General features: G+C 70.2%; 15 protein-coding genes and 1 pseudogene. 8 read left to right on the top strand and 8 right to left on the bottom strand.

What is annotated here, in order from left to right:
• Nucleotides 1–54 precede the first annotated feature (54 nt).
• Nucleotides 55–6,504: an RHS repeat domain-containing protein gene (locus ACWERV_RS13285; RefSeq protein WP_452932335.1), complete on the top strand. Its 6,450-nt coding sequence runs from the start codon at nucleotides 55–57 to the stop codon at nucleotides 6,502–6,504.
• A gap of 101 nt (nucleotides 6,505–6,605) precedes the next feature.
• Here the strand turns inward: ACWERV_RS13285 and ACWERV_RS13290 are convergent, their stop codons facing one another.
• From ACWERV_RS13290 to ACWERV_RS13310, 5 genes and pseudogenes are all read right to left on the bottom strand, one after another.
• Nucleotides 6,606–8,366, bottom strand: a complete 1,761-nt coding sequence (locus tag ACWERV_RS13290) for a glycosyl hydrolase (RefSeq protein WP_452932338.1) — start codon at nucleotides 8,364–8,366, stop codon at nucleotides 6,606–6,608.
• A 541-nt stretch (nucleotides 8,367–8,907) separates the two neighbouring features.
• Nucleotides 8,908–9,231, bottom strand: a complete 324-nt coding sequence (locus ACWERV_RS13295) for a hypothetical protein (protein WP_452932341.1) — start codon at nucleotides 9,229–9,231, stop codon at nucleotides 8,908–8,910.
• Nucleotides 9,232–9,236: 5 nt separating this feature from the next.
• A pseudogene (locus tag ACWERV_RS13300) lies at nucleotides 9,237–9,590 on the bottom strand (hypothetical protein); the annotation flags it as partial.
• 39 nt (nucleotides 9,591–9,629) lie between these two features.
• Nucleotides 9,630–9,782, bottom strand: coding sequence for a hypothetical protein (locus tag ACWERV_RS13305; RefSeq protein WP_452932343.1), 153 nt, complete (start codon nucleotides 9,780–9,782; stop codon nucleotides 9,630–9,632).
• A gap of 726 nt (nucleotides 9,783–10,508) precedes the next feature.
• Nucleotides 10,509–11,423 carry a LysR family transcriptional regulator gene (locus ACWERV_RS13310; protein ID WP_452932346.1) on the bottom strand — a complete coding sequence of 305 codons (915 nt, stop codon included), beginning with the start codon at nucleotides 11,421–11,423 and terminating at the stop codon, nucleotides 10,509–10,511.
• 159 nt (nucleotides 11,424–11,582) lie between these two features.
• Here ACWERV_RS13310 and ACWERV_RS13315 point away from each other — a divergent pair, with 159 nt between their 5' ends.
• Both ACWERV_RS13315 and ACWERV_RS13320 read left to right on the top strand, forming a co-directional pair.
• Nucleotides 11,583–12,416: an SDR family oxidoreductase gene (locus tag ACWERV_RS13315; RefSeq protein ID WP_452932349.1), complete on the top strand. Its 834-nt coding sequence runs from the start codon at nucleotides 11,583–11,585 to the stop codon at nucleotides 12,414–12,416.
• Complete coding sequence (locus tag ACWERV_RS13320; RefSeq protein ID WP_452932352.1) at nucleotides 12,413–13,066, top strand: anthrone oxygenase family protein; 654 nt, start codon at nucleotides 12,413–12,415, stop codon at nucleotides 13,064–13,066. The genes ACWERV_RS13315 and ACWERV_RS13320 overlap by 4 nt, the downstream gene beginning before the upstream one ends.
• 253 nt (nucleotides 13,067–13,319) lie before the next feature.
• On the opposite strand, the gene ACWERV_RS13325 is transcribed toward ACWERV_RS13320, so the two are convergent.
• Nucleotides 13,320–13,835 (bottom strand): N-acetyltransferase family protein, encoded by a 516-nt coding sequence (locus ACWERV_RS13325; RefSeq protein WP_452932355.1) that lies wholly within the window; start codon nucleotides 13,833–13,835, stop codon nucleotides 13,320–13,322.
• Here ACWERV_RS13325 and ACWERV_RS13330 point away from each other — a divergent pair.
• Nucleotides 13,834–14,427: a helix-turn-helix domain-containing protein gene (locus ACWERV_RS13330; RefSeq protein ID WP_452932358.1), complete on the top strand. Its 594-nt coding sequence runs from the start codon at nucleotides 13,834–13,836 to the stop codon at nucleotides 14,425–14,427. The two genes, ACWERV_RS13325 and ACWERV_RS13330, sit on opposite strands and share 2 nt — an antisense overlap.
• 36 nt (nucleotides 14,428–14,463) lie before the next feature.
• Nucleotides 14,464–14,886, top strand: a complete 423-nt coding sequence (locus tag ACWERV_RS13335) for a transposase (RefSeq protein ID WP_452932361.1) — start codon at nucleotides 14,464–14,466, stop codon at nucleotides 14,884–14,886.
• A gap of 472 nt (nucleotides 14,887–15,358) precedes the next feature.
• Here ACWERV_RS13335 and ACWERV_RS13340 read toward each other — a convergent pair whose 3' ends face one another.
• Both ACWERV_RS13340 and ACWERV_RS13345 read right to left on the bottom strand, forming a co-directional pair.
• Nucleotides 15,359–18,025 (bottom strand): CHAT domain-containing protein, encoded by a 2,667-nt coding sequence (locus ACWERV_RS13340; RefSeq protein WP_452932364.1) that lies wholly within the window; start codon nucleotides 18,023–18,025, stop codon nucleotides 15,359–15,361.
• A 265-nt stretch (nucleotides 18,026–18,290) separates the two neighbouring features.
• Nucleotides 18,291–18,698 carry a hypothetical protein gene (locus tag ACWERV_RS13345; RefSeq protein ID WP_452932367.1) on the bottom strand — a complete coding sequence of 136 codons (408 nt, stop codon included), beginning with the start codon at nucleotides 18,696–18,698 and terminating at the stop codon, nucleotides 18,291–18,293.
• Nucleotides 18,699–18,843: 145 nt separating this feature from the next.
• Here ACWERV_RS13345 and ACWERV_RS13350 point away from each other — a divergent pair, with 145 nt between their 5' ends.
• The 3 genes from ACWERV_RS13350 to ACWERV_RS13360 all read left to right on the top strand — a co-directional run bounded on the left by ACWERV_RS13350 (nucleotide 18,844) and on the right by ACWERV_RS13360 (nucleotide 20,935).
• A complete protein-coding gene (locus ACWERV_RS13350) occupies nucleotides 18,844–19,611 on the top strand; it encodes a transposase family protein (protein ID WP_452932370.1) in 768 nt (255 codons plus the stop codon).
• A 429-nt stretch (nucleotides 19,612–20,040) separates the two neighbouring features.
• Nucleotides 20,041–20,172 carry a hypothetical protein gene (locus ACWERV_RS13355; protein WP_452932373.1) on the top strand — a complete coding sequence of 44 codons (132 nt, stop codon included), beginning with the start codon at nucleotides 20,041–20,043 and terminating at the stop codon, nucleotides 20,170–20,172.
• Nucleotides 20,173–20,365: 193 nt separating this feature from the next.
• Complete coding sequence (locus ACWERV_RS13360; RefSeq protein WP_452932376.1) at nucleotides 20,366–20,935, top strand: SMI1/KNR4 family protein; 570 nt, start codon at nucleotides 20,366–20,368, stop codon at nucleotides 20,933–20,935.
• Nucleotides 20,936–21,025: the final 90 nt, after the last annotated feature.

The following is a 21,025-nucleotide window of genomic DNA, read 5'->3' on the forward strand; positions in this document are numbered from 1 at the left end:
ACGCAGAAGACGTCGAAGGATGATGGGGGCGGGACAGGCGTGACCAAGAGACGGATGCCATCGAGAAGACTGCGGGGCGCGGCCGCGCTGCTCACCGGCGGAGCGCTGATGGCCGGCATGCTGCAGGCGGTGGCCGTGCCGGCGGCCCAGGCGGACCCCGCCGGTGCCCGGACGCACGGCGCGGCAGCCCGGCCGTCCCCCGGCGTGCCGATGGCCGGGCACTCGGGAAGTACCGGGCTGAAGCGGGCCGATGACGGCCTCGCACACCACCCCGTGGCGCAGCAGGACACCGACTGGGACCGGCCGGGCAGCGCCACCGTCACGCTCCCGGCCGCGCATGCCGGGGCAGCGGCGGTCCGCGCGGGGAACCTCCCGGTGACCCTGACCGTCCCCGCCGCGGGAGCGGCCACGAGCCGGGGCGTCACCGCGGCCGGTACGGTCGCCCCGCTGACCGGCGCCGCGACCGTCCGCGTCCTCGACCGGCGGACCGCGCAGGCGGCCGGCGTGGACGGCCTGCTCTTCACCGTGGCACCGGGCGCCGGAGCCGGCGGCGGCACCGTGGGCGTACAGGTCGACGACAGCGCCTACGCCCGGACCTACGGAGGCGCCTACGCGGCCCGGCTGCACCTGGTGCGGCTGCCGGCCTGCGCGCTGACCACCCCGGCGCAGGCCTCGTGCAGCACGCCGGCCCCGGTCCGCACCGCGAACGACGCGGCCCGCCACACCCTGACCGCCGACGCGCTGTCCCTGGCATCCGCCTCCGGCAGCGCGCCGATGGTGCTCGCGGCGGTCGCCGGCACCTCCAGCGACCACGGCGACTACGCCGCCACGTCGCTGTCGCCCTCGTCGTCCTGGGACGTGGGGCTGAACACCGGTACGTTCACCTGGTCCTACGACATGCCCGCACCGGACGTCCCCGGCAGCTTCGCCCCGGACGTGAGCCTGAGCTACGACTCCGGGTCCGTCGACGGCCGCACCAGCAGCACCAACAACCAGGCGTCCTGGGTGGGCGACGGCTTCGACATGTCCCCCGGCTTCATCGAGCGCAGCTACAAGCCCTGCGGCGACGAAGGCGTCAAGGACTCCTCCGGCAACAAGGTCGACGACCTGTGCTGGGCGTACGACAACGCGAACATCTCCTTCGGCGGCCACTCGGGCCAGCTGGTGTCCACCGGCACCAACAGCTTCCGGATCAAGGGCGACGACGGCACGAAGGTCGACCGGGTCTACGGCAGCAGCACCGACGTGCGCTCCAACGGCGCCCGCAACGACGAGTACTGGCGGGTGACCACCACCGACGGCACCCAGTACTACTTCGGCTACAACAAGCTGCCCGGCTGGGCGAGCGGCAAGGCGACCACGAACTCGGCATGGACCGTGCCGGTCTACGGCAACAACGCCGACGAGCCCTGCCACGGCTCCACCTTCGCCACCTCCTGGTGCCAGCAGGGCTGGCGGTGGAACCTCGACTACTCGGTCGACCTGCACAACAACGCCATCGCCTACTACTACGACAAGGAGACCAACTACTACGGCCGCGACAGGACCGCGTCCGACCCGACCGTCTACGTCCGCGGCGGCACCCTCGACCACATCGACTACGGGCTGAAGTCCTCGGCGGTCTACTCGGCCAAGGCGCTGGCCCAGTTCCAGTTCGCCAGCGCCGAGCGCTGCCTGTCCACCACCGCGGGCGCCTGCGACGCCGCGAAGATCGAGACCGCCGCCACCCCCTGGTACGACACGCCGTGGGACCTGAACTGCAAGTCCACCGGTGACTGCTACGCCTTCCAGCCGTCCTTCTGGACCCGCAAGCGCCTGACCGGAGTCACCTCGCAGGTGCTCACCGCCGCCGGCGGCTACACCCCGGTGGACACCTGGACCATGGCCCAGCAGTGGGGCATGGCCGACATCGATTACCAGCTGGAGCTGGCGTCCGTCCAGCACACCGGCAAGGCCGACACCCCCGAGGGCGCCCCGGACCTCAGCACGCCCAAGGTCACCTTCGGCTACGACCAGCGCACCAACCGGCTGGACATCCCCGGCGACAACACCTCGCCCTTCATCAAGGAGCGCGTCGCCACCGTCGACGACGAGTCCGGCGCGCAGACCGACGTCACCTACTCCACCGCCGTCTGCGACGCCGCCCACCTGCCGACGCCGGACTCCAACGGCACCCTGTGCTTCCCGCAGTACGTCACCGTGCAGGGGGCCGAGAACCCCAGCCGGCAGTGGTTCAACAAGTACGTCGTCACCAAGGTCGTCCAGACCGACCGCACGCGCACCTCGCCCGACGAGGTCACGACGTACGACTACCTCGGCACGCCCGCCTGGCACTACGACTCCGACGACGGCATCACCAAGGAGAAGTACAAGACCTGGTCCACCTTCCGCGGCTACGCGCACGTACTGGTACGGACCGGCGGCCAGGACCCGGTCGGCATGCTCACGCAGACCGACCACTACTACCTGCGCGGCATGGACGCCGACAAGACCACCAGCGGCAAGCGCAGCGTGAGCGTCTCCGACGACAACGGCGGCACCATCACCGACCACGACTCGCTGTCGGGATTCGAGTACCGGACGGAGCACTACTCCGGACCCGGCGGCAAGGTGCTCGACAAGACCGTCAACACCCCCTGGCACCACGAGACCGGCTCGGTCACCCGCAGCTGGGGAACCATCGCGGCGAACCTGACCGGGACCGCCGACACCCGCTCCTGGACCTCGCTGGACGGCGGCGCCGGCTCCTCGTGGCGGATCACCGACGTCGGCCGCACCTTCGAGAACACCGCGGGCCGCGTCCTGACCGTCGACGACCACGGCGACGTGTCCACCACCGCGGACGACCGCTGCACCACGACCAGCTACGTGGACAACCCCACCTCCTGGATCCTGGACTCCCCCTCGCGGGTCCAGGCGGTCGCGGTGCACTGCAAGGCCACACCCGACTACACCAAGGACGTCCTGTCCGACCTCCGCACCGCCTACGACGGCCACGCCTACGGCGCGGTGCCGACGGCCGGTGACGCCACCCGGGTGGCGACGCTGAAGTCCCACAACGGCACCACCGCCACCTACCTGGAGGCCGGCGCCGCCTACGACGACTACGGCCGCCAGGTCTCGTCCACCGACGTGACCGGCACCGTCACCGCCACCGTGACCGGCGCACCCCAGCGCACCGACCGTACCGACGGCCGGGTGACCACCACGACCTACGCCCCGGCGACCGGCTTCCCGAAGACGACGACGGTCACCACGCCGCCGGCCACCGTGGGCGACCTGACCACCGCCCAGACCACCACGACGACCCTGGACCCGGTCCGCCGGATGCCGGTCACCGTCGTCGACACCAACGGCAAGCGCACCGACACCACGTACGACGCGCTGGGCCGCAAGCTCAAGGTCTGGCTGCCCGACCGTTCCAAGGCCAACAACCAGACGCCCGACTACGCGTACTCCTACACGATCACCGACGGCAAGCCCTCCGCGGTGGGCACCACCACCCAGGCCGGCACCGGCACCCGGACCGCCTACGCCCTCTTCGACGGATTCCTGCGGGTGCGGCAGGCCCAGGCGCCCGGTCCGAAGGGCGGCATGCTGGTCTCCGACACCTTCTACGACCCCCGCGGCCTGGTCGCCAAGACCTTCTCCTCCTACTACGCGGCCAAGGCGCCCTCCACCGCCCTGTACACGCTGGACGACGCGCTGTCGGTGCAGACGCAGGTCTGGAACACCTACGACGGGATGGGCCGGATCACCCAGAGCCGGCAGGTCGCGGGCAACAGCGACGGCGGCACGGTCCTGGCGACCACCACCACCGCCTACGGCGGCGACCGCACCACGGTCACCCCGCCGCAGGGCGGCACGCCGACCACCACGGTCACCGACGCCCGCGGCAACACCCGCGAGCTGGACCAGTACCACGCCCCGACGGCCACCGGGCCGTACGACACAACGCTGTACGACTACGACGGCGCCGACCGGCTCACCGAGATCACCGACCCGGCCGGCACCACCTGGACGTACGGCTACGACCAGCGCGGCAACCAGACCAGCGCGGTCGACCCCGACAAGGGCACGACCACCACGGTCTACGACGACCGCAACCAGGTGGTCTCCACGACCGACCAGCGCGCGCAGAGCATCTACCACGTCCGGGACGGGCTCGGCCGCGAGACCGAGACCCACGACGGCGCCGCGAACGGGCCGCTGCTGACCAAGCACGTGTGGGACCCCGCCGGCTTCAAGGGCCAGCCGGCCTCGGCCACCCGCTACGTCGGCGGCGCCACGGGCTCGGCGTACACCGTGACGTACAGCCTGTACGACAACCTCTACCGGGCTCACCGCACCACGACGACGATCCCGGCCGCGGAGGGTGCGCTGGCCGGCTCCTACCAGAGCAACGTCCAGTACAACGCGGACGGCACCACCCAGTCCGTCGGCTACCCCGCGGCGGGCAGCCTGCCCGCGGAGGCGGTCACCCCGACCTACGACGAGGCGCTGCGGCCCGTGACGGTGTCCGGCTCCGGCGGCGCCACCTACACCACGGACACCGCGTACAGCTACACCGGTCAGGTACTGCAGTACACCTTCCAGGCGGCCGGACAGAAGACGGTCCAGGTCACCAACACCTTCGAGTGGGGCACCCAGCGGCTGTCCAACTCCCGGGTCGACCGGCAGGACGTGCCCGGCACCGACAAGTCCGCCACCTACGGCTACGACCCGGCGGGCAACATCACCTCGACGACGGACGTCTCCCGCGACGGCACCGACGCCCAGTGCTTCCAGTACGACGCCCTGGGCCGGCTGACGGAGGCCTGGGCGCAGGGTACGGCGGGCTGCGCCGCCACCCCGTCCGCCCAGGTGCTCGGCGGGCCTGCCGCGTACTGGCAGTCCTTCGGCTACGACAAGGTCGGCGACCGCACCAAGGAGACCGACCACAGCGTCGGCGCGAACCCGGCCCCGGACACCGTCCGGACCTACACCTACCCCGCTCCCACCGCGCCGCAGCCGCACACGCTCGGCCAGGTCACGACCACGGGACCGGGCGGGACGACGGTCGACTCCTTCACCTACGACGCGGTCGGCGACACCGGCACCCGTACGGTCGACGGCGCCGGGCAGACCCTGACGTGGGACAGCGAGGGCCGGCTCACCCGGGTGGTCACCGACGCGGGGCAGACCACCGACTACGTCTACGACGCCGACGGCAACCGGCTGATCGCCCGCACGGGCACCGGCAGCACGCTCTACCTCGGCGGCACCGAGGTCACCGCGGCCAAGGGGGCGACCACCGCGCACGCCACCCGCTACTACGACCTCGGCGACGGCAACCAGGCGATGCGCACCGACGACAACACGGTGTACTTCCTCATCGCCGACAGCCAGGGCACCGGCCAGCTCCAGATCGACAGCGCGAGCCTGGCCCTCCAGCAGCGCCGGACCACCCCCTTCGGCGCCCTGCGCGGTACGGCGCCGGCCGGCTGGTCCGGTGACCGGGGCTTCGTCGGCGGCGTCAAGGACCCGGGCACCGGGCTGACCCACCTCGGGGCCCGCGACTACGACCCGGTGACCGGCCGGTTCATCTCCGTCGACCCCGAACTCGACAGCACCGACCCGCAGTCGCTCAACGGCTACGCCTACGCGGGCAACGACCCCGTCAGCCAGAGCGACCCGACCGGCCTCTACACCTGCCGCAACGGCCACGAGGGCTGCAACGAGCACGGCAACGCCTGCGGCAGCGACTGCAGCGCCTGGGCGACGCAGGCGGGCGACTGCGTGCACACCGAGTGCGGTTCGAGCAAGGTCAACCAGAACCCGGACGTGTCCCTGAAGAAGCAGCGGGAGGTCCGCGACAAGCGGCGCTGCCACACCCTGTGCCAGGTCCCGGGCCACGGGTACTACCTCGGCTACCCGGCCATGTACCAGAACTGGCTCAAGTGGGTGTACGGCGGCTACAAGAAGGAGCTTGAGGAATACCGGAGCCCGCCCCCCGCGCAGACGTCGGGCCTGAGCTACTCGTACACGACCACGGAGTACATCGGGCCGAACAGCCTCGGCGACCCCAAGGGGATCATGGCCTTCTTCATGAGGCACCCCCATGAGATCTTCCCGTTCAAGGTGACCGGCTGCGGCAAATTCACGGACGGGGCGAAGTGCACCCTGCACCCCGCCGAGTCGATGCTGCACGGGCTGGGCAGGATCGCCGGCGGCCCGGGGGACGTGACGGTGTCCGTGGACGATCCGACCTCCTTCACCTTCACCGTGACCAACGAGGGCTATTTCGACAAACCCGGCTCACAGATCAAGTTCTCGATCTCGTCCAACAAGAAGGGGATCTACCTGACGCAGAAGGCGCACACGACGGGCTCGAGCCTGTTCGGCTGGCTCGGCGTCAAGGTCGGGATCGCCCAGGACACCTGGAAGCAGCAGGCCCGCAACCTGACACAGTCCCTGCAGGACCACGAGAACATCCTGGGGCCGAACTTCGGGATGGACCCGTAGGCCGACCGGCGCCGGCCGTACCCGCTGACCTGCGGGTACGGCCGGGGCGCCGGCCCCGCCCAGGTTCTTGGCGGGGCCGGAGGCCAGGACGACCGGTGTGCTCAGCGGGCGGTGCAGGTAAGCGTGGGCGGCGGGTTGCTGCCGCTGTAGCTGCCCAGGAAGCCGAAGGTGGTCGAGCCGCCCGCGGCGAGGTGGCCGTCGTAGTCGGCGTTGGTGGCGGTGACCCTGGTGCCGTGCTGGGTGAGGGTCGCGCTCCAGCCGCCGCCCGCCCGCTGGCCGCCGCCGTAGTCCCAGCTGACCTCCCAGCCGTTGACGTCCCTCGGCCCGGCCGTGACGGTGACGTTCGCGACGAAGGCGTTGCCCCAGTCCGCGGTGACGACGTAGGTGGCCGTGCAGTCCCCGTAGTGCTTGACGTCGCCGAGTTCGTCGAGCGTCACGACGTACGGGTCGGCGTACACCCGCTTGAGGAAGTCGAGGTCGTTGCTCGCCGGGTCCTGCTCGGAGCCCGACCAGGCGACGAAGTACGACCACTGGGCCTGGTAGGCGCGCAGCAGGTCGGGGTCGGGAATCGTGCCCACCTCGGCCAGGGCGGCGACCTTGGTGTCGCCCGTGAGCGACAGCTCGTGGTCGTAGGTCAAGGCGACCGGCCCGTGGTCACCGGCCTGCGGGTAGGAGTCGGCACTGACCATGTCGACCACGTCGTCACCCGGGTACCAGGCAGGATCCACCGAATTCCACTGCCAGACAAGGTTGTGGATGCCGTCCACCCGGGTCAGCCGGTCGTGCATGAGCCGGTAGAGCGCCTTCGCGGGCTCCGGGCCCTTCGCGCCCCACCAGAACCAGCCGCCCTCGGCCTCGTGCAGCGGCCGCCAGATCACCGGCACCCCGGCGTCCTGGAGCCGACCGAGCTGCACCGCGATGGCGTCGATGTCGCGCAGCAGCAACTGGTAGTCCGTGCCGGACGGATCGGCCAGTGCCGCCTGGAGGTCGAAGGTCGTCGAGTCGGTGTAGAAGCCCCGCCACCACTCCTTGCCCGGCTGGTCGATGAGGCCCGAGGGGGCGTTCCAGTGCCAGCAGAAGGTGACGATGCCGCCGCGGGCGTCCCAGGCGAGGGCGTTCTCCGTCTCGGTGGACGTGGCGCCGCGTTCGACCCGGCTGGGCGAGTAGTCCATCATGTCCAGGCCCTCGATCGCCGGGGCCTTGCCGACGCTGTCCTCCACCCAGCTCTCGTCGGCGGCGCCCTGCTGGCCGCTGAGGATGTCCTGGCCGTAGTGCGCGGTCAGGTACTTCATGAGCGACTTCGCCTCGGGCGTGGCCTGCGGGTCGGTCAGCTCGCCGGTGACCTGGTGCGGCGGGCGGGGCGGGGCCGGGGTGAGCGAGATCGAGTCGATCAGGTACCACCCCCAGTCGTTAACGACGGTCACGGTGTTGTTCCCGGCCTTGAGCAGGACGTTGCCCGCGGCGGCGTCCGTCCAGTCGGTGGTGCCGGGGAGCGAGATCTCGCCGACCCCCGCGTCGTTGACCAGGAGGTTGGTCTTCTTGTCGCCGTACGGGCCGTCATAGCGGATCGAGAGGCTGTAGAGGCCTCCGGGGCTTTCCGGCACGGTGAAGGTCACCTTGTCGGAGGCGGTGTCGAAGCCCTCCGCGTATCCGGTGCCCTGGTAGCCGGGGACGGACGTGCCCACGGTCACGCCGTCGAGGGCAGCGTCCTCGGCCTGGTAGACGACGGTGGGCGGCGGATCCGCGGCATGGGCGGCGCCGGGCGCCAGCACGGCGGCTGCCGGAAGGGTGAGCAGGCAGGCGACCAGCAGCCGGACGAGCCTGCCACGGTGGTGGGTGCGGGGGGACAAAGGTTTCTCCACGGTGTGAGGGGACGGGCGACGGGCGCCCGGGGAGCCGTACTGGGAGCGCTCCCATAGAGCCAGCCGACAGCCCGTCACGTCAACGGGCGTGCACCACCGGGCGATCACGCCGTGCACGACGCTGCGGGAGCCGACAACTCGTCCGCCCAGTTCACGCCCCTGATCACTTGCCGCCGATAAACGACCGCGACAAGGACATCGAGATCCCCGCTCTGCGGCACCAGCTGCTGATCCTGCAACGCCGGGTCGGCAAGCCCGCCTTCACCGACGCCGATCGCGCCCCTCCCCGCGTCCGGAAACTGTCCTGCGCCGGCACCGCAACCTGCTCGAACGGCGCCACGCTGCGACCTGCGTACCGAAGCCGCGTGGACGCCCAGCCACGATCCGCTCGATCCGCGCCCTTGCCCTGCGCCTCCCCCGCGAGAACTCCTCGTGGGGATACCGCCGCATCCAAGTCCCGACCGACCGCTCGGACGCCTTTGCCTCCGGCGGAAGCGCCGGCATTTACGGGTGGCGCCCAACGGCAATTCGTGCCGGTATGTCAGTCCCACACGTTGAAGAGGACTCCACCCAACGTGGTGATGCCATAGAAGCGGATCTCCAGCCACTCGTCCTGCGTGAGCGCTGAGGTGTCCACGTCGGAGAGCGGTGTGGCGAGTCGTTCGCTGCTCAGGACCGTGAAGCCCGCGTTGGTGAAGGCGTGAGCCCACGGCGGCGGCGGGAGGAAGCCCTCTGCGTACCAGTCCTGCCGCGCCTTGGCGAAGGCGACCCAGGGGTGGTGGGCGTGGCACAGGACGATGTTCTCGCCTTCGCGTCCGACGACCGTTGCGGTGTGGAAGGTCCGGGGGTATGCCCGTTCTTCCACCTCACCTACTTCGCCTCCAGCGACGCGGGCAGCGGCATACAGAGCGGCGCGGAACGCCGACAGGTCAGTCTCGGGAGGAGGGCCGTCCTTCGGCCGGTAGAAACCTGTCGCCCCTCGCGGCAGCGTGAAGCCGTCGTTCCCCTCTTTGACCATGCCGCACATTCTGCCTGGTGGGCGGGGCAGCGGTCCTTCGAGCCGGGCGGCCTGCCCGGTCCGGGGCGTGACGGTTTCGGTGCACCGGCTGGTGAGCCGGTCTTCGCGTGCAGGTTCCTGAACCCTCTGCGCACGCGGGCGGGCGTCAGTCTGTTCGGTTCGGTCGGCTTCTCCCAGGGCCTGCGGAGATCGGTGGCCAGCGGTCGACCTCCGCTTCGGTGGCGCTCGCGCGCGACCACCATAGTTCAGACCGGCTTGTTGACCCCGCCGCTGGGGAGCTTCTCCACGACCAGGCGGATGACGGTGCCCTCGACGAGGGGCAGCGGCCCGCGGTGGTCGAGACATGCGGCCCGGCGGGTCAGAACTCGAACAACGCGTCGCCCCGCGAGGTCGGACACGCGTACAGCTCCGACCGGAAGTGTGACAATTCCGCCAACGCATGCCGCCCGACACCCTGATGCTCCAGGCTCACGACCACGGCCTTCGTGCTGATCCACTCTGTGACGGAGCACAGGACCAGACGAGGGTTCGCCTTCACGTCTGCTGGACCGCGAGAGCGCTGACCAAGTTCGAGCCGCGTTCCACGTCGGACCACAAACGACAAGCTGAGTACGCCGACGGGTTGCGGGCTGTGGGTTGTTGACAACCCATCGAGCTGCAACCGCTGTGTGTTCCGCCGTATCACCACGAGCCGTTCAGCTCTACGGCAGCCCGCAGGTCGCACCCAGCCGGTCAGCGCAAGGAGGGCCAACGGATGTCGGGCAGTCCGTTCCGGAGCCCGCCGCTCAGCCGAGCTGGTAGTCGAACCAGATGCGGTGCGTGCCGTCAGCATCCACAGCCATCCCGCCAGCGCCGTCGCCGAGCGGCCGGTTGCCTCCCCCTCGAAGTGCTCCTCCATGGTCGCAACACCGACCGGCAGCGCCGTGAACACGGCTGGCTCGGGCTTCAGCCCGGCAGGAACGAACGCTTTGACGGCGAAGGTTGCGGTAGCTCTCATGCGCCGGCCGTAAAGAGAGGGTCTGACAACCGCTCAGGAGCTGAGGCAGCCTCAGTCCTTGCGGAGAGACCTTGAGAGCAGGCTGAGACAGGCCGCGCAGGCCTGCTTGCCGAGTGCGCCGGGTAGGTCACGGGATGCCCCATCCCGTGTCGGGTTTCCCGTCGGCGTGGGTGAGCGCGGCCTCGTGGAAGGCCCTGAGCCGGGCCGTTGCGGCTGAAGGACGCCATACGAAACCCCATTCGTACGGCGGGGCGTCGCTGATCGGGACGTAGGTCACGTCGGGGCGGGCGTAGTAGGCGGCGGCGTGGGCGGGGGCGGGGTAGATGCCTTGTCCGGCGCCGACCAGGGCGATGAGTTCCTGAATGGTCTCGACGCTCTCGCCGCGTTCGACGGGACGGCCGCCGGGGGTGCGTGACGGTATGTGGTGCTCGTCCCAGTAGTCGGGGACGGAGCGGGGCGAGCGCAGCACGATGTCGCGGGCAAGGTCGTCGAGGCAGACGCAGGCACGCCGGGCGAAGGGGTGGCGGGCTGAGACGGCCAGGACGTGAGGCTCGCGGACGAGCACCGGCCCGGCGGTCAGATCGGGCTCCTCGACGGGCCGGGAGCACAGGAGGACATCGATCTCGCCGCTGCGCAGCGGGACGTAGCCGTCGCTGAACTGCACCTCGCGGATGCGCACCTCGACATCGGGGTGCCGGCGCCGCAGCGACTGCGCCACGGCGAGAATGAACGGACCTCCGGGCGCTCCGACGAATCCCACGCGCAGCAGGCCGTCGACGGCGCGGCCGGCGGTCTCGGCCCGCCGTATCCCTTCGACGATCTGGTCGTAGGCGGGGCGGATGTCGTCGTACAGGCGCTGTCCCACCGGCGTCAGCGCGACCCGGCGGCTGGTCCGCTCGAACAGCAGCACGCCGACGCGCCGCTCCAGTTGCTTGACGGTCTGGCTGACCCGGGCGGTGGAGACACGCAGCCGTTCCGCGGTGCGTCCGAAGTGCAGCTCCTCGGCAACGGTCAGGAAGATCTCGATGTCGCGACGCTCCACGCCCGCGCCCCCTCGTCCTGGCAGCCTCCCGCCGCGGTCGTTAACGCTCACCTTAACAAAGGTGCGTGGACCGGTAGTTGGTCCGTGCTTCGCGCGGCCCGAGGCTGGAGGCACGGATCGACACCCCGATCGCGGCGAAGAGGGCGAAGGAGTCCCACCGTGCAACGACACGCACCCGTGCTGGTCCTCGGCGGGACCGGCAGGACCGGCCGCCGGGTGGTCCGGCGACTGGCGGCACTGCACCTGCCGGTACGGATCGGATCCCGCTCGGGCGGACTGCCGTTCGACTGGCAGCAGCCGGCCACGTGGGAGCCGGTGCTTGCCGGCGCCCGCGCGGTGTACGTCGCCTACCAGCCCGATCCGGCCGCTTCGGGCGCGGCGGACAAGGTCGGCCGCCTCGCCGGCCTCGCGGTGGCCTCGGGGGTGCGCCGGCTGGTGCTGCTCTCACGCCGCGGCGAGCCTGAAGCGATGCGCGCGGAGGAGGCGCTGAAGCGGTCCGGCGCGCAGTGGACGGTGGTGCGCTCGGCCGGCTTCCATCAGATCTTCAGCGAAGGGCACCTGCGGGACGCGGTGATCGCCGGTCGGATCCCGTTTCCGGCCGAGTGGTCTGCCGAGCCCTTCGTCGACGCCGACGACGTCGCTGACGTCGCGGTTGCCGCCCTCACCGGGGACGGACACACGGGCCGCCTGTACGAGGTGACCGGCCCCGAACTCCTCACACTCGCCGACGTCGCCGCCCGGCTCGGCGCGGCGACCGGGCGGCGCATCGCCCTCGTACCGCTTACCGCCCGGCAATACGCCCTCGTCCGGGCGCAGGCGCCCGAGGACACCACCGATCCGCCCGGACACCCGTTCACCACCGCTCTCGACGGCCGTAACTCCCGTCTCGCGGACGGCGTCCAGCGCGCTCTGGGCCGTGCCCCGCGCGACTTCGCCGACTACGCCCACCGCACCGCCGCCATCGGCATCTGGAACGAAAGGCACCACGCATGAAAGCCCTGCAGCAGACCACCCTGATCCTGACCGCCCTCGCCACCGGCCTAATGGCCGGCCTGTTCGCGGCCTTCGCCTACTCCGTCATGCCGGGCCTGGCGCGTTCCTCCGACCGCACCTTCGTCGAAACGATGCAGAACATCAACAAGGCCATCCTCAACCCGGTCTTCATGCTGCCCTTCATGACGGCGATCCCACTGCTCGCCCTCGCCGTCGTCCTGGCCTGGCGCGGCCACGGACGGCCGGCGCTGCCGTGGCTCATCGCCGCGCTCGTGCTCTACCTGCTCGCCTTCATGGTCACCAGCAGCCTCAACGTCCCCCTCAACGACCAGCTCGCCAAGGCGGGCAGCCCCGACCGGATCAAGGACCTGGCAGCCGCGCGCAAGGACTTCGAGGACAGCTGGGTCGCTTGGAACATCGTCCGCGCCCTGCTCCACACCGCCGCCTTCGGCTGCCTGCTCTGGGCACTGGTCGTCTTCGGCACCCACCGGTCACAGGAGACCACAACCGCTGCCCCTCCGGTTCTGCGACCGCTCGCGGCCACGGCACAGCACGACAGCCTCGTGGACGCCCCCCTGGCACCGGCGGCGCAGGCGGGCCTGATGCCGCGGGGACCGCAGGCCCGTGAAACCGGTGGCCCGCGCTGGTAGTCCACCGGCACGACGATGGGCAGGCGTCGATGCCGCACCCTGCGGCATCGACTCGGCCACCGGAGGGATCATCAGGGCCCGCGCATCGTGGCAGCGAGAGGGGCGGCGCTGCCGGACCGGCGCCGGGCAGGTGCGCCGCAGGAACATCCGACCACGTCGTAGGGCGTCCCCGTCCGGGCCCGCGGGCGACAAGGCCCACCTCGGGGTCAGGGGGTGCGGAAGGTCCACGCCGTCGGCGGCAGGGGCGATCCGGTCAGGAAAGGGGCAGACGCATGATCGTCAGGTCGAGGCGGCGCCCGAACTTGGTGCCCGCGTCGCGGATGGTGCCGACGTGCTCGAATCCGCATCGTTCGTGCAGCGTGATGGACGCGGTGTTCCCGGCCTCGATGTCAGCGATGACGATGCGGTGACCGGCGTGGCGGGCCGCCTCGACGAGTGTGCCCAGCAGGGCGGAGCCTATGCCGCGCCGGTGTTCGCCGTCGCTGACGTAGACCGAGTCCTCGACGGTGTGGCGGTAGCCGTCGGAGTGCCGCCACGGCCCGTACACGGCGAAGCCGACCACCTCTCCCGAAGCCTCGGCGACGAACGCCGAGCCCCGACGGAGGTGAGCGGACAGCCAGGCGGCACCGTCGGCTTCCGACAGCGGCGTATTCGTCCACAGCGCAGTTGAGTGCTCGATCGCCCGATTCCGGATCGAGCGGACCGCCTCCGCGTCCTGCGGGACGGCCGGGCGCACCACAACCTGGCTCTTCTTATATACTAGATCCATGTCCAACATAGTAGAACCACTGGTCGGGCAGATCGCAACCCGTATCCGCGCCGAGCGCGACCGCCACCGCTGGACCCTGGCGCAGCTGGCGGAGGCTTCCGGTGTGTCCCGCGCGATGATCAGCCGGATCGAGAACGGCGAGAGCAGCCCCACCGCCGTCGTCCTGGGCAAACTGTCCGCCGCGTTCCAGCTCAGCGTGTCCGAACTGCTCGCCCTCGCCGAACAGTCCGCGAGCCGGGATCCGGACGGACCGGCCGGACTCACCCGACGTGCCCGCGCCACCGAGTGGTGCGACCCCGATACGGGATACCGGCGGCGCCAGATCTCCGGGGCGGCCTTCCCGGCGGAGGTCTCCGAGATCCGGCTGCCCGCCGGAGCCCACGTGGCCTACCCGGCTGCCGCGTTCGCGTTCATCCGCCAGGTCATCTGGGTCCTCGACGGTCACCTGACCTTCCACGAGGGCGACACCGTCCACGAACTCGACGCCGGTGACACCCTGGAACTCGCAGAGCCCGCGCCATGCGCTTTCCACAACACCACCGAGGCCGAGTGCCGCTACGCGGTCATCGTCACCCGCACACCCCAGCCATGACTGCCACCCGCCCCTCCCCGCTGAACAGCTGTCCCCATGCGCTCCCCTCGCACTCCCCTGACCATCACGCGCCCCCCAGGTCAGTGGACTGACCTGGGGTTTGCGCGCGGCCGCCGCCGGGATCCGGAAACGGGTTGCAGGATCGCCGCGATCGAGGTGAGGGTCCATGCGCGCTCACGTCTTGCAGGCCGGGGAGATCTCACGCACGAGCAATGGCCGGCACCGGAGCCGTTGCTGCCGAAGGGCACCAGGGCGGGGCAGCCGCCTGCCTGGCCTCGACGGCAGTTGACCGACGGCATACGCTCCCGTGTCCGGACCAGAGTTCCGTGCCGGGACGTCCCGGGCAAGTACGCACCATGGAACCGGGTCTACGACCTGTACCTGTTCCGCCGGTGGCAGCAGATCCTCACCGGCTCCAGTCCCTGGCCGACGCGAAAGGCGCGATCGTCTGGGACTTGAGCATCGACTCCACGGTGTGCCGCGCCCATCAGCACGCGGCCGGGGCCCGCAAGGAGGGCCACCTGCAGAAGGACCCACCGGGCGGCATTTCCACCGAGCCCCGTGATCACGGGCTGGGACGCTCCCCCGGCGGGTTGCCACCAAGCTCCACCTGGCCGTCGAGCAAGGTCAGAAACTCATGTCCATCGTGCTCGACGCAGGCGAGGACGACGAGGACGTGGCCTGGATGGAGATGAGCAACGGGCCGTCCGTCGTCATCCAGCTTGCAGGCGAGCGCGACTGCCCTGAGGCGGTCGTCAGGACGGGTCGGGGTCCACGGTCACCGTGCGGGTGCCGCATGTTCCTCCGGACGCATGCGCCCCTGGGCGCACGCCTGATACCTGATTCACGAGATCGTCATCCGGGCCGTGGTGGGCCGGATCGTCGAGCACCCCTGGAGCGGTGGCTGCGGCGGGTTGGGGCCGGGGGCGGGTCAGGCGCCCGCGTGCAGGTACCCGGCCCAGAGCGACGGGGTGCCGGGGAACTGGTCGCGCAGCGCCAGGACCGACGTCCGAAGCGCGGCCGCGGAACGGGCGCAGTGCAGGCCCTCGGCGTCCGACAAGGACGCGTAGAAGCCCTTCGCCACCGTCTCGGAGATCACGTCGTCCACCTCCCACAGCGTGCCCACCACATGCCGGAAACCGGCCAGTTGGAACGCGCTGGTCAGGTGGATGGCCTCGTCCAGGAGATCCGGCGCGGCGGTGTACGTCGTCCGGCAGGCCGACAGATAGGCCAGCTCGGCCCGCTCCAGCGCCACGGAGGCGACCCCGGCGACGTTCAGCGCCCTTGTCTCGTGGTCCCGCAGCAGCAGTCGGCTGCGCGAGGGATCGGCGGCATCGGTGACCGCATGACACGCCAGGTGGATCACCCGGGCGTCGATGAGCCCGGCCAGGACCGCCGCCCGCGTGGCCGCACCGGTGACGACCGTCGGGTCCGGCAGCACCGCCGCCACCGCGGACGCCTCCTCCGAGGCCCCGAGCAGCGGAGGGGCACCCGGGGTGGTCGGCATGGCGACGATCAGCGAGCGCCCCGGCCCGCCACCGGCCGGCCGCGGGCGCCGGGCGTGCCGCAGGGCACGGATCGTGGGCGTGTACGAGGACACGACCCGGTCCAGGACCGTACGGTCACCGCCCCCGGCGGACTCGGCGTGATGCCCGGCGGCGTGCAGCGGCAGCGAGCCCAGCAGGCTGCCGGGGGACCACCACACACGGGGCGGCTCACCGCCGCGCCCGGAGCCGGGGCCGATGCCCAACGCCAGCAGGACCGGCTCCGCAGCCACGTCCCAGAGCCACCCCAGGATGCCGCTCAGGGTCCGCTGCGCCTCCCGTTGGGCACGCCAGTCGGTCTCCGGGGCCGCGACGACGGCGAGCGTGTGGTGGAAGAGGCCGGCCTGTGAGGTCAGCTCCGCGTGTGTGAGGCGGGGCAGCGGCAGGTGCCGCACACCGCCGCCGGTGACCAGCAGGGCGTCGCAGCGTGTCTCGTGGCAGTTGAACACCACGATCGGTCCCGCTTCCGCCGTGGCGAGGAGCGCCTCGGGCTCCGGCGGCCGGGCGAACGAGGCGAAGCCCTCCAGGCCGCGGATCTCCTCGATCGTGGCCGTGAGTTCGGTGGCGGCCCGGGGGCGGTCCAGGGTCCCGTCGTCCTCGCTGTCGAGGAGGTTGCGCAGGTGTACGAAGCGGTCGGCGAGCCCGGGATGGCTCCGCCGCAGGTCCGAGATGTCACCGCGGGTGTCCAGCATCTGGCTGAGGAGGATCGTGCGCCCCTGTTCCAGGGTCTGGAGGGCGCTGCGCGCGGCGTACGGCAGGAGGGGCAGGTACGGCCTGTCCGGGCGCCGCTGCTCACCCGCGTCGAGGGCCGCGGCCGCGGTGAACGTGACCAGGGCTGAGTGGTCCTTCACCGCGTGTTGCTGATCGGCCCGCGCGATCCGGCGCGGGGCGGCGAGGGGGATCAGTTCGACGGCGTACTCCAGAAGCTCGAGAGCGGCCAGCACGTCCACGGGATAGAGCGTGAGCGCGGCCGCTCGTGCCGAGCGGATGCGATGGGACGCCGCGAGGGTCTCACTGCCGGCCGCCTTTCCGAGATCGGCGACGGCCTCCACGATGCCGAAGGGGATCACCGTCCTGCCGGCGACCTCGCTGAACGCCCGGAACAGCGGGTCCGGTTCGCTCGCCTCGGACTGTTCCCTGTGGGCGATCCCCAGGTTGTGGTGGAACATCCCGAGGGCGGCGTGGTCGGGCGGTGCGAGGTCGACGACGCGCTGACACAGGGCGACAAGGTCGTCCACATCGACCCGTTCGGGATTTCGCCGCCGCTCCTCCAGGAGTGCGCCCACCAGAGAGGTGAGCATCGGCAGCGAGACCGGATCGTTCGCCGGTACCGCGTCGGCGGCGCGCCGTGCGTACACGAGGGCCTCGTCCAGATCGGCCGGTTCGCCGCGGTGGCCATACTGGCACAGGAGTGCGCTGCTGAGCCCCGACAGCACGATCGGCGCCTCGGATGCGTCCGGTTGGCACGACTCCACCGCGCGCCGCAGCAGGTCCACGGCTTCGTCCAGTTGTGTGGCGTCACGGGTGCGGTCGAAGAGCTGCTTGAGCGCGAACCCGAGCCCGTGCAGCTCCCGGGTCCTGGTGGCAGCGGCAGTGGCCTGCAGCCGCCGCAGCGTCCGCACGGCGTCGTTCAGGTCGTCGAGGCTGCCGGTGCGGGCGCCCCGTTCGGCCAGGGCCGTGCCGAGGAGGCGGAGGGCGTCCACCCCGACGGGGCTGTGGAGCTGGTCCTCACCCACGGCCCGCACGGCCTCGCGGTCGCGGTCGACCGCCTCGTCCAACGCGGCCAGGTCCCCGGTGTGCTGGTAGAGGTAGACCGGCGATATGCCGAGCTGCATCAGCACACCGGGGCGTGCGGAATGGACGTCCGGGGCCGCCCCGAGCGCCTCGCGGACGGCGGCCGAACCCAGAAGCTCAGCGGCCTCGTCGAGGTCCTCAGGCCGGCGCGCGAGGACGTACCGGAACCACAGGGCCCGCAGCAGCGCCCGGGTCAGGACGGCCCGGAGGTGGGGCGACGCCTGGTGGCTGTCCCGGTCGGCCAGTCCGGCACGGCTCACCGTGACGGCCCGCTCCACGTCGTCGGCGGTCGGCTGCTCGGCGGTCGGCTGGCCAGGAAGAGACCAGATCAGAGCGCATGCAGGACTTTTGGCACCCTACAGGCATCAAGCCACGCCCACGCCCACCATGACCAGCTGCTCTTTGCGCGTCAGAGCCCGTTCAACACGGAGCCAAGGCCGAGAGGGCTGGTGGCCGACATGTACTGCACCCCGAGCGGGTGTCACCGACGCAAACCACGTGCGGCCCACCTCCGCGTTCCCCGCTTCACGCAAGGGCGATGACCAGGCCACATCTGACGCGGACGTCGTGCACGAACACCTGGCCACCCTTCGCTGGCAGTCTGTGTTGCCACCATGGAAGCCGCGACGTGTCGGCGGTCGGGATGTCAACCGTCGCGATATTCCGGAAACGACGATCGATGGCAGCGACCGCACCGCTGAAGTCGTCGTATCCTCGAGTCCTCCGGAGCGTCGGGTCGTCGAGCATCTTCTGAATGTCGTCCCGGACAGCCAGGTCGAAGTCGAATTCGCTAAGCTCGCTTCCGTATCCCTCTTCACACTCCTCCACAAAATCCTCCCAGTCACGCAGCTCGTCGGCAGGACTAGCCGCACCCCGCTGGCGTTCCTCTGTGAAACGGCGATACAGGGTGACGAATTCATCACTCAGTTGCATTAGTCCAAACCTCCGACCAAAGTGACCGGTGTCAGTGAGCCTTTTCCAACCTGGCGGTGGTGCTGTGCAGTTGGGGTGACAGCATGGCGAAGCCCCTGGTAGATGGGTTTTCGGCCAAGAGAACCATGTCCACCAGAGGCTTCGCATGCTTGTTTACCCGTCCGGCGTGGACGTGTCCAGCTCCACCCTTTGCTTCCTCGCCGGGCATCTGCGGCGGCATCGCCGTGCGATCAGCTCCCGCTGGCGAAGGCTGAGCGCCGACCGCCAGGCCCTCCTCGCCTTGGCCCACCTGCGCATGGGGCACACCTACGCTCAGCTCCCGACCGGGTTCGGCGTCGGGACCACGACCGCATACCGCTACGTCACCGAGGCCGTCGACATCCCGGCCGCCCTCGCACCCACCCTGGCCGAAGCCGTACGCACCGCGTCGACGAAAGCGTTCGTCCTCCTGGACGGCACCCTCCTGCCGATCGACCGCCTCGCCGCGGACCCGCCGTTTGACTCCGGTAAACACAAGAAGCACGGCATGAATGTGCAGGTCCTCACCGACCCGTTCGGCCGACTGCTGTGGGCCTCACCAGCCCTGCCCGGAGCTGTCCACGACATCCGCGCGGCTCGCGAACACGGCATCGTCGACGCCCTTTCCCAGGCCGACGTCACGTGCTGGGCCGACAAGGGCTACCGAGGCGCCGGCGGCACCGTCCGCATCCCGCACCGGGGGCGCTGGCATTCGCTTTCCGCCGGTCAACAGGCCGTGAACCGGTCCCACGCCAAGACCCGCGCACTCGTCGAACAGGCCATGGCCACCCTCAAGAACTGGCGACTCCTGCGCAAACTCCGATGCTCCACCACCCGGATCACCGCCCTCGTCAAAGCCGTCCTCACCCTGCATCTGGCCAGCTCAGACCGATAACGGAAAGGGCCCAGTGGCAGCGTGAATGATCCCGGCGTCGGCGACGAGCACCTCCGCCGGGCGGACTTCGGCGCGGTCGCAGTGCCCGGTGGCGTTTTGGCAGTTGACGGCTTCCCATTCATGCATGGCGCGTCCGAACGCTCGTGTGGGTTGTGTGTTCCTGCCAATGGCGAGATGCTGGAATATCAAAGCTGTAGAGTGAGGGCCCTGTGAGCTATCGGGGACCATCTGGGGACCACGCGGTGTACGCGTTTGCGAGCGCTATTCGCCTGGGGGTCAAGGGGCCACAGGTTCAAATCCTGTCGTCCCGACGGTGCGAAAGGGTCTTTGCAGGCGAGAGCCTGCGAAGGCCCTTTTTACGTGCCCCGTGTTCCAGCTCCGAGGTCGAGCATGCCGCTCGGCGACACCTTGACCCGGAGGATTTTCATCATGCCCCTACTGGACCTGGACAAGATCACCGCCGGTCTGCCGAAGACCTGGTCGGGCTTCCTGGGCGACTGGGACCGCAGTCTGCGCGCGGGCAACTACCCGGAGACGACCCAGGGCTTCGGCGTAGTGTGACACGGTCTGATTGATGACGGTCTGTCGGGCGATCGGCGGGGAGCGAGAACAAACACCGCCTTCCAAGATCACGGAGGAGAGGTAGTGTCCCGCCACCAACTCACCGGCGTCGCGATCAGCACGGGGAGGAGCCGTCTGTGTTCTGGGCCGCCAGTGAGCCGTCGTGTCGTAGGTGTGTGGCACTCTGGCCGCCGTGGATGACCTCGTTGGCACTCAGGTGCCCACTTGCCGGCTGACCGACCCGGCTGAAGCACTGCAGGCGCTTGAGCGCGCGATCCCGGAGTTGGTCCAGCATCGCCGGGCCGTGCCGCTGCGGATTGACTGGACGCTGGTTGAGCAGGCGCTCGGCTGTGTTCCTCCGGCGGACTACCGACTGCTGGCGGAGCTCTACCCGACCCTGCACGTCGGCGACTACCTCGGTATCTGGCTGCCAAAGCCTGGCGAAGAGCACCTCATGCACTGGGGTGAGCGCATGGACATTGAGATCTTGCAGGAATGGTGTGAGAACTCGGAGCTGCCCGGCCTGTACACATATCCCGAGCCGGGGGGCTTGCTCCCGTGGGCCACCTCGAACCAGGGCGACTACTTCCTGTGGACAACCGCAGGCCCAAATTCTGACGACTGGACGGTGACCGTCGCCACCCGCAGCTTCGCCTGGTGGCACTACGAAGGCGGGATGGTCCAGTTCCTAGCCGAGCTGGTTGATGGAGCGCTGGAGCTCTGGGCGCTTCCCCTAGTGACCCCGGACGTAGAGGTGAGCTAGGGCGTGTCCGCAAAGTGGGTGTGGGCGTTGTTGGTGTGTGGTGCGTCGGCATGAGTTGACTGATCAGGCGTGGGAGCGGATCGAGCCGTT

It is taken from the genome of Streptomyces sp. NPDC004031, from assembly GCF_053604375.1.

Excerpts from the sequence above, each read along its gene's own strand:
- ACWERV_RS13285 (WP_452932335.1), top strand. The coding sequence starts at position 55 with ATGCCATCGAGAAGACTGCGGGGCGCGGCCGCGCTGCTCACCGGCGGA.
- ACWERV_RS13330 (WP_452932358.1), top strand. The coding sequence starts at position 13,834 with ATGTCCAACATAGTAGAACCACTGGTCGGGCAGATCGCAACCCGTATC.
- ACWERV_RS13350 (WP_452932370.1), top strand. The coding sequence starts at position 18,844 with ATGCTTGTTTACCCGTCCGGCGTGGACGTGTCCAGCTCCACCCTTTGC.
- ACWERV_RS13325 (WP_452932355.1), bottom strand. The coding sequence starts at position 13,835 with ATGGATCTAGTATATAAGAAGAGCCAGGTTGTGGTGCGCCCGGCCGTC.
- ACWERV_RS13335 (WP_452932361.1), top strand. The coding sequence starts at position 14,464 with ATGCGCTCCCCTCGCACTCCCCTGACCATCACGCGCCCCCCAGGTCAG.
- ACWERV_RS13320 (WP_452932352.1), top strand. The coding sequence starts at position 12,413 with ATGAAAGCCCTGCAGCAGACCACCCTGATCCTGACCGCCCTCGCCACC.
- ACWERV_RS13355 (WP_452932373.1), top strand. The coding sequence starts at position 20,041 with ATGCCCCTACTGGACCTGGACAAGATCACCGCCGGTCTGCCGAAGACC.
- ACWERV_RS13345 (WP_452932367.1), bottom strand. The coding sequence starts at position 18,698 with ATGCAACTGAGTGATGAATTCGTCACCCTGTATCGCCGTTTCACAGAG.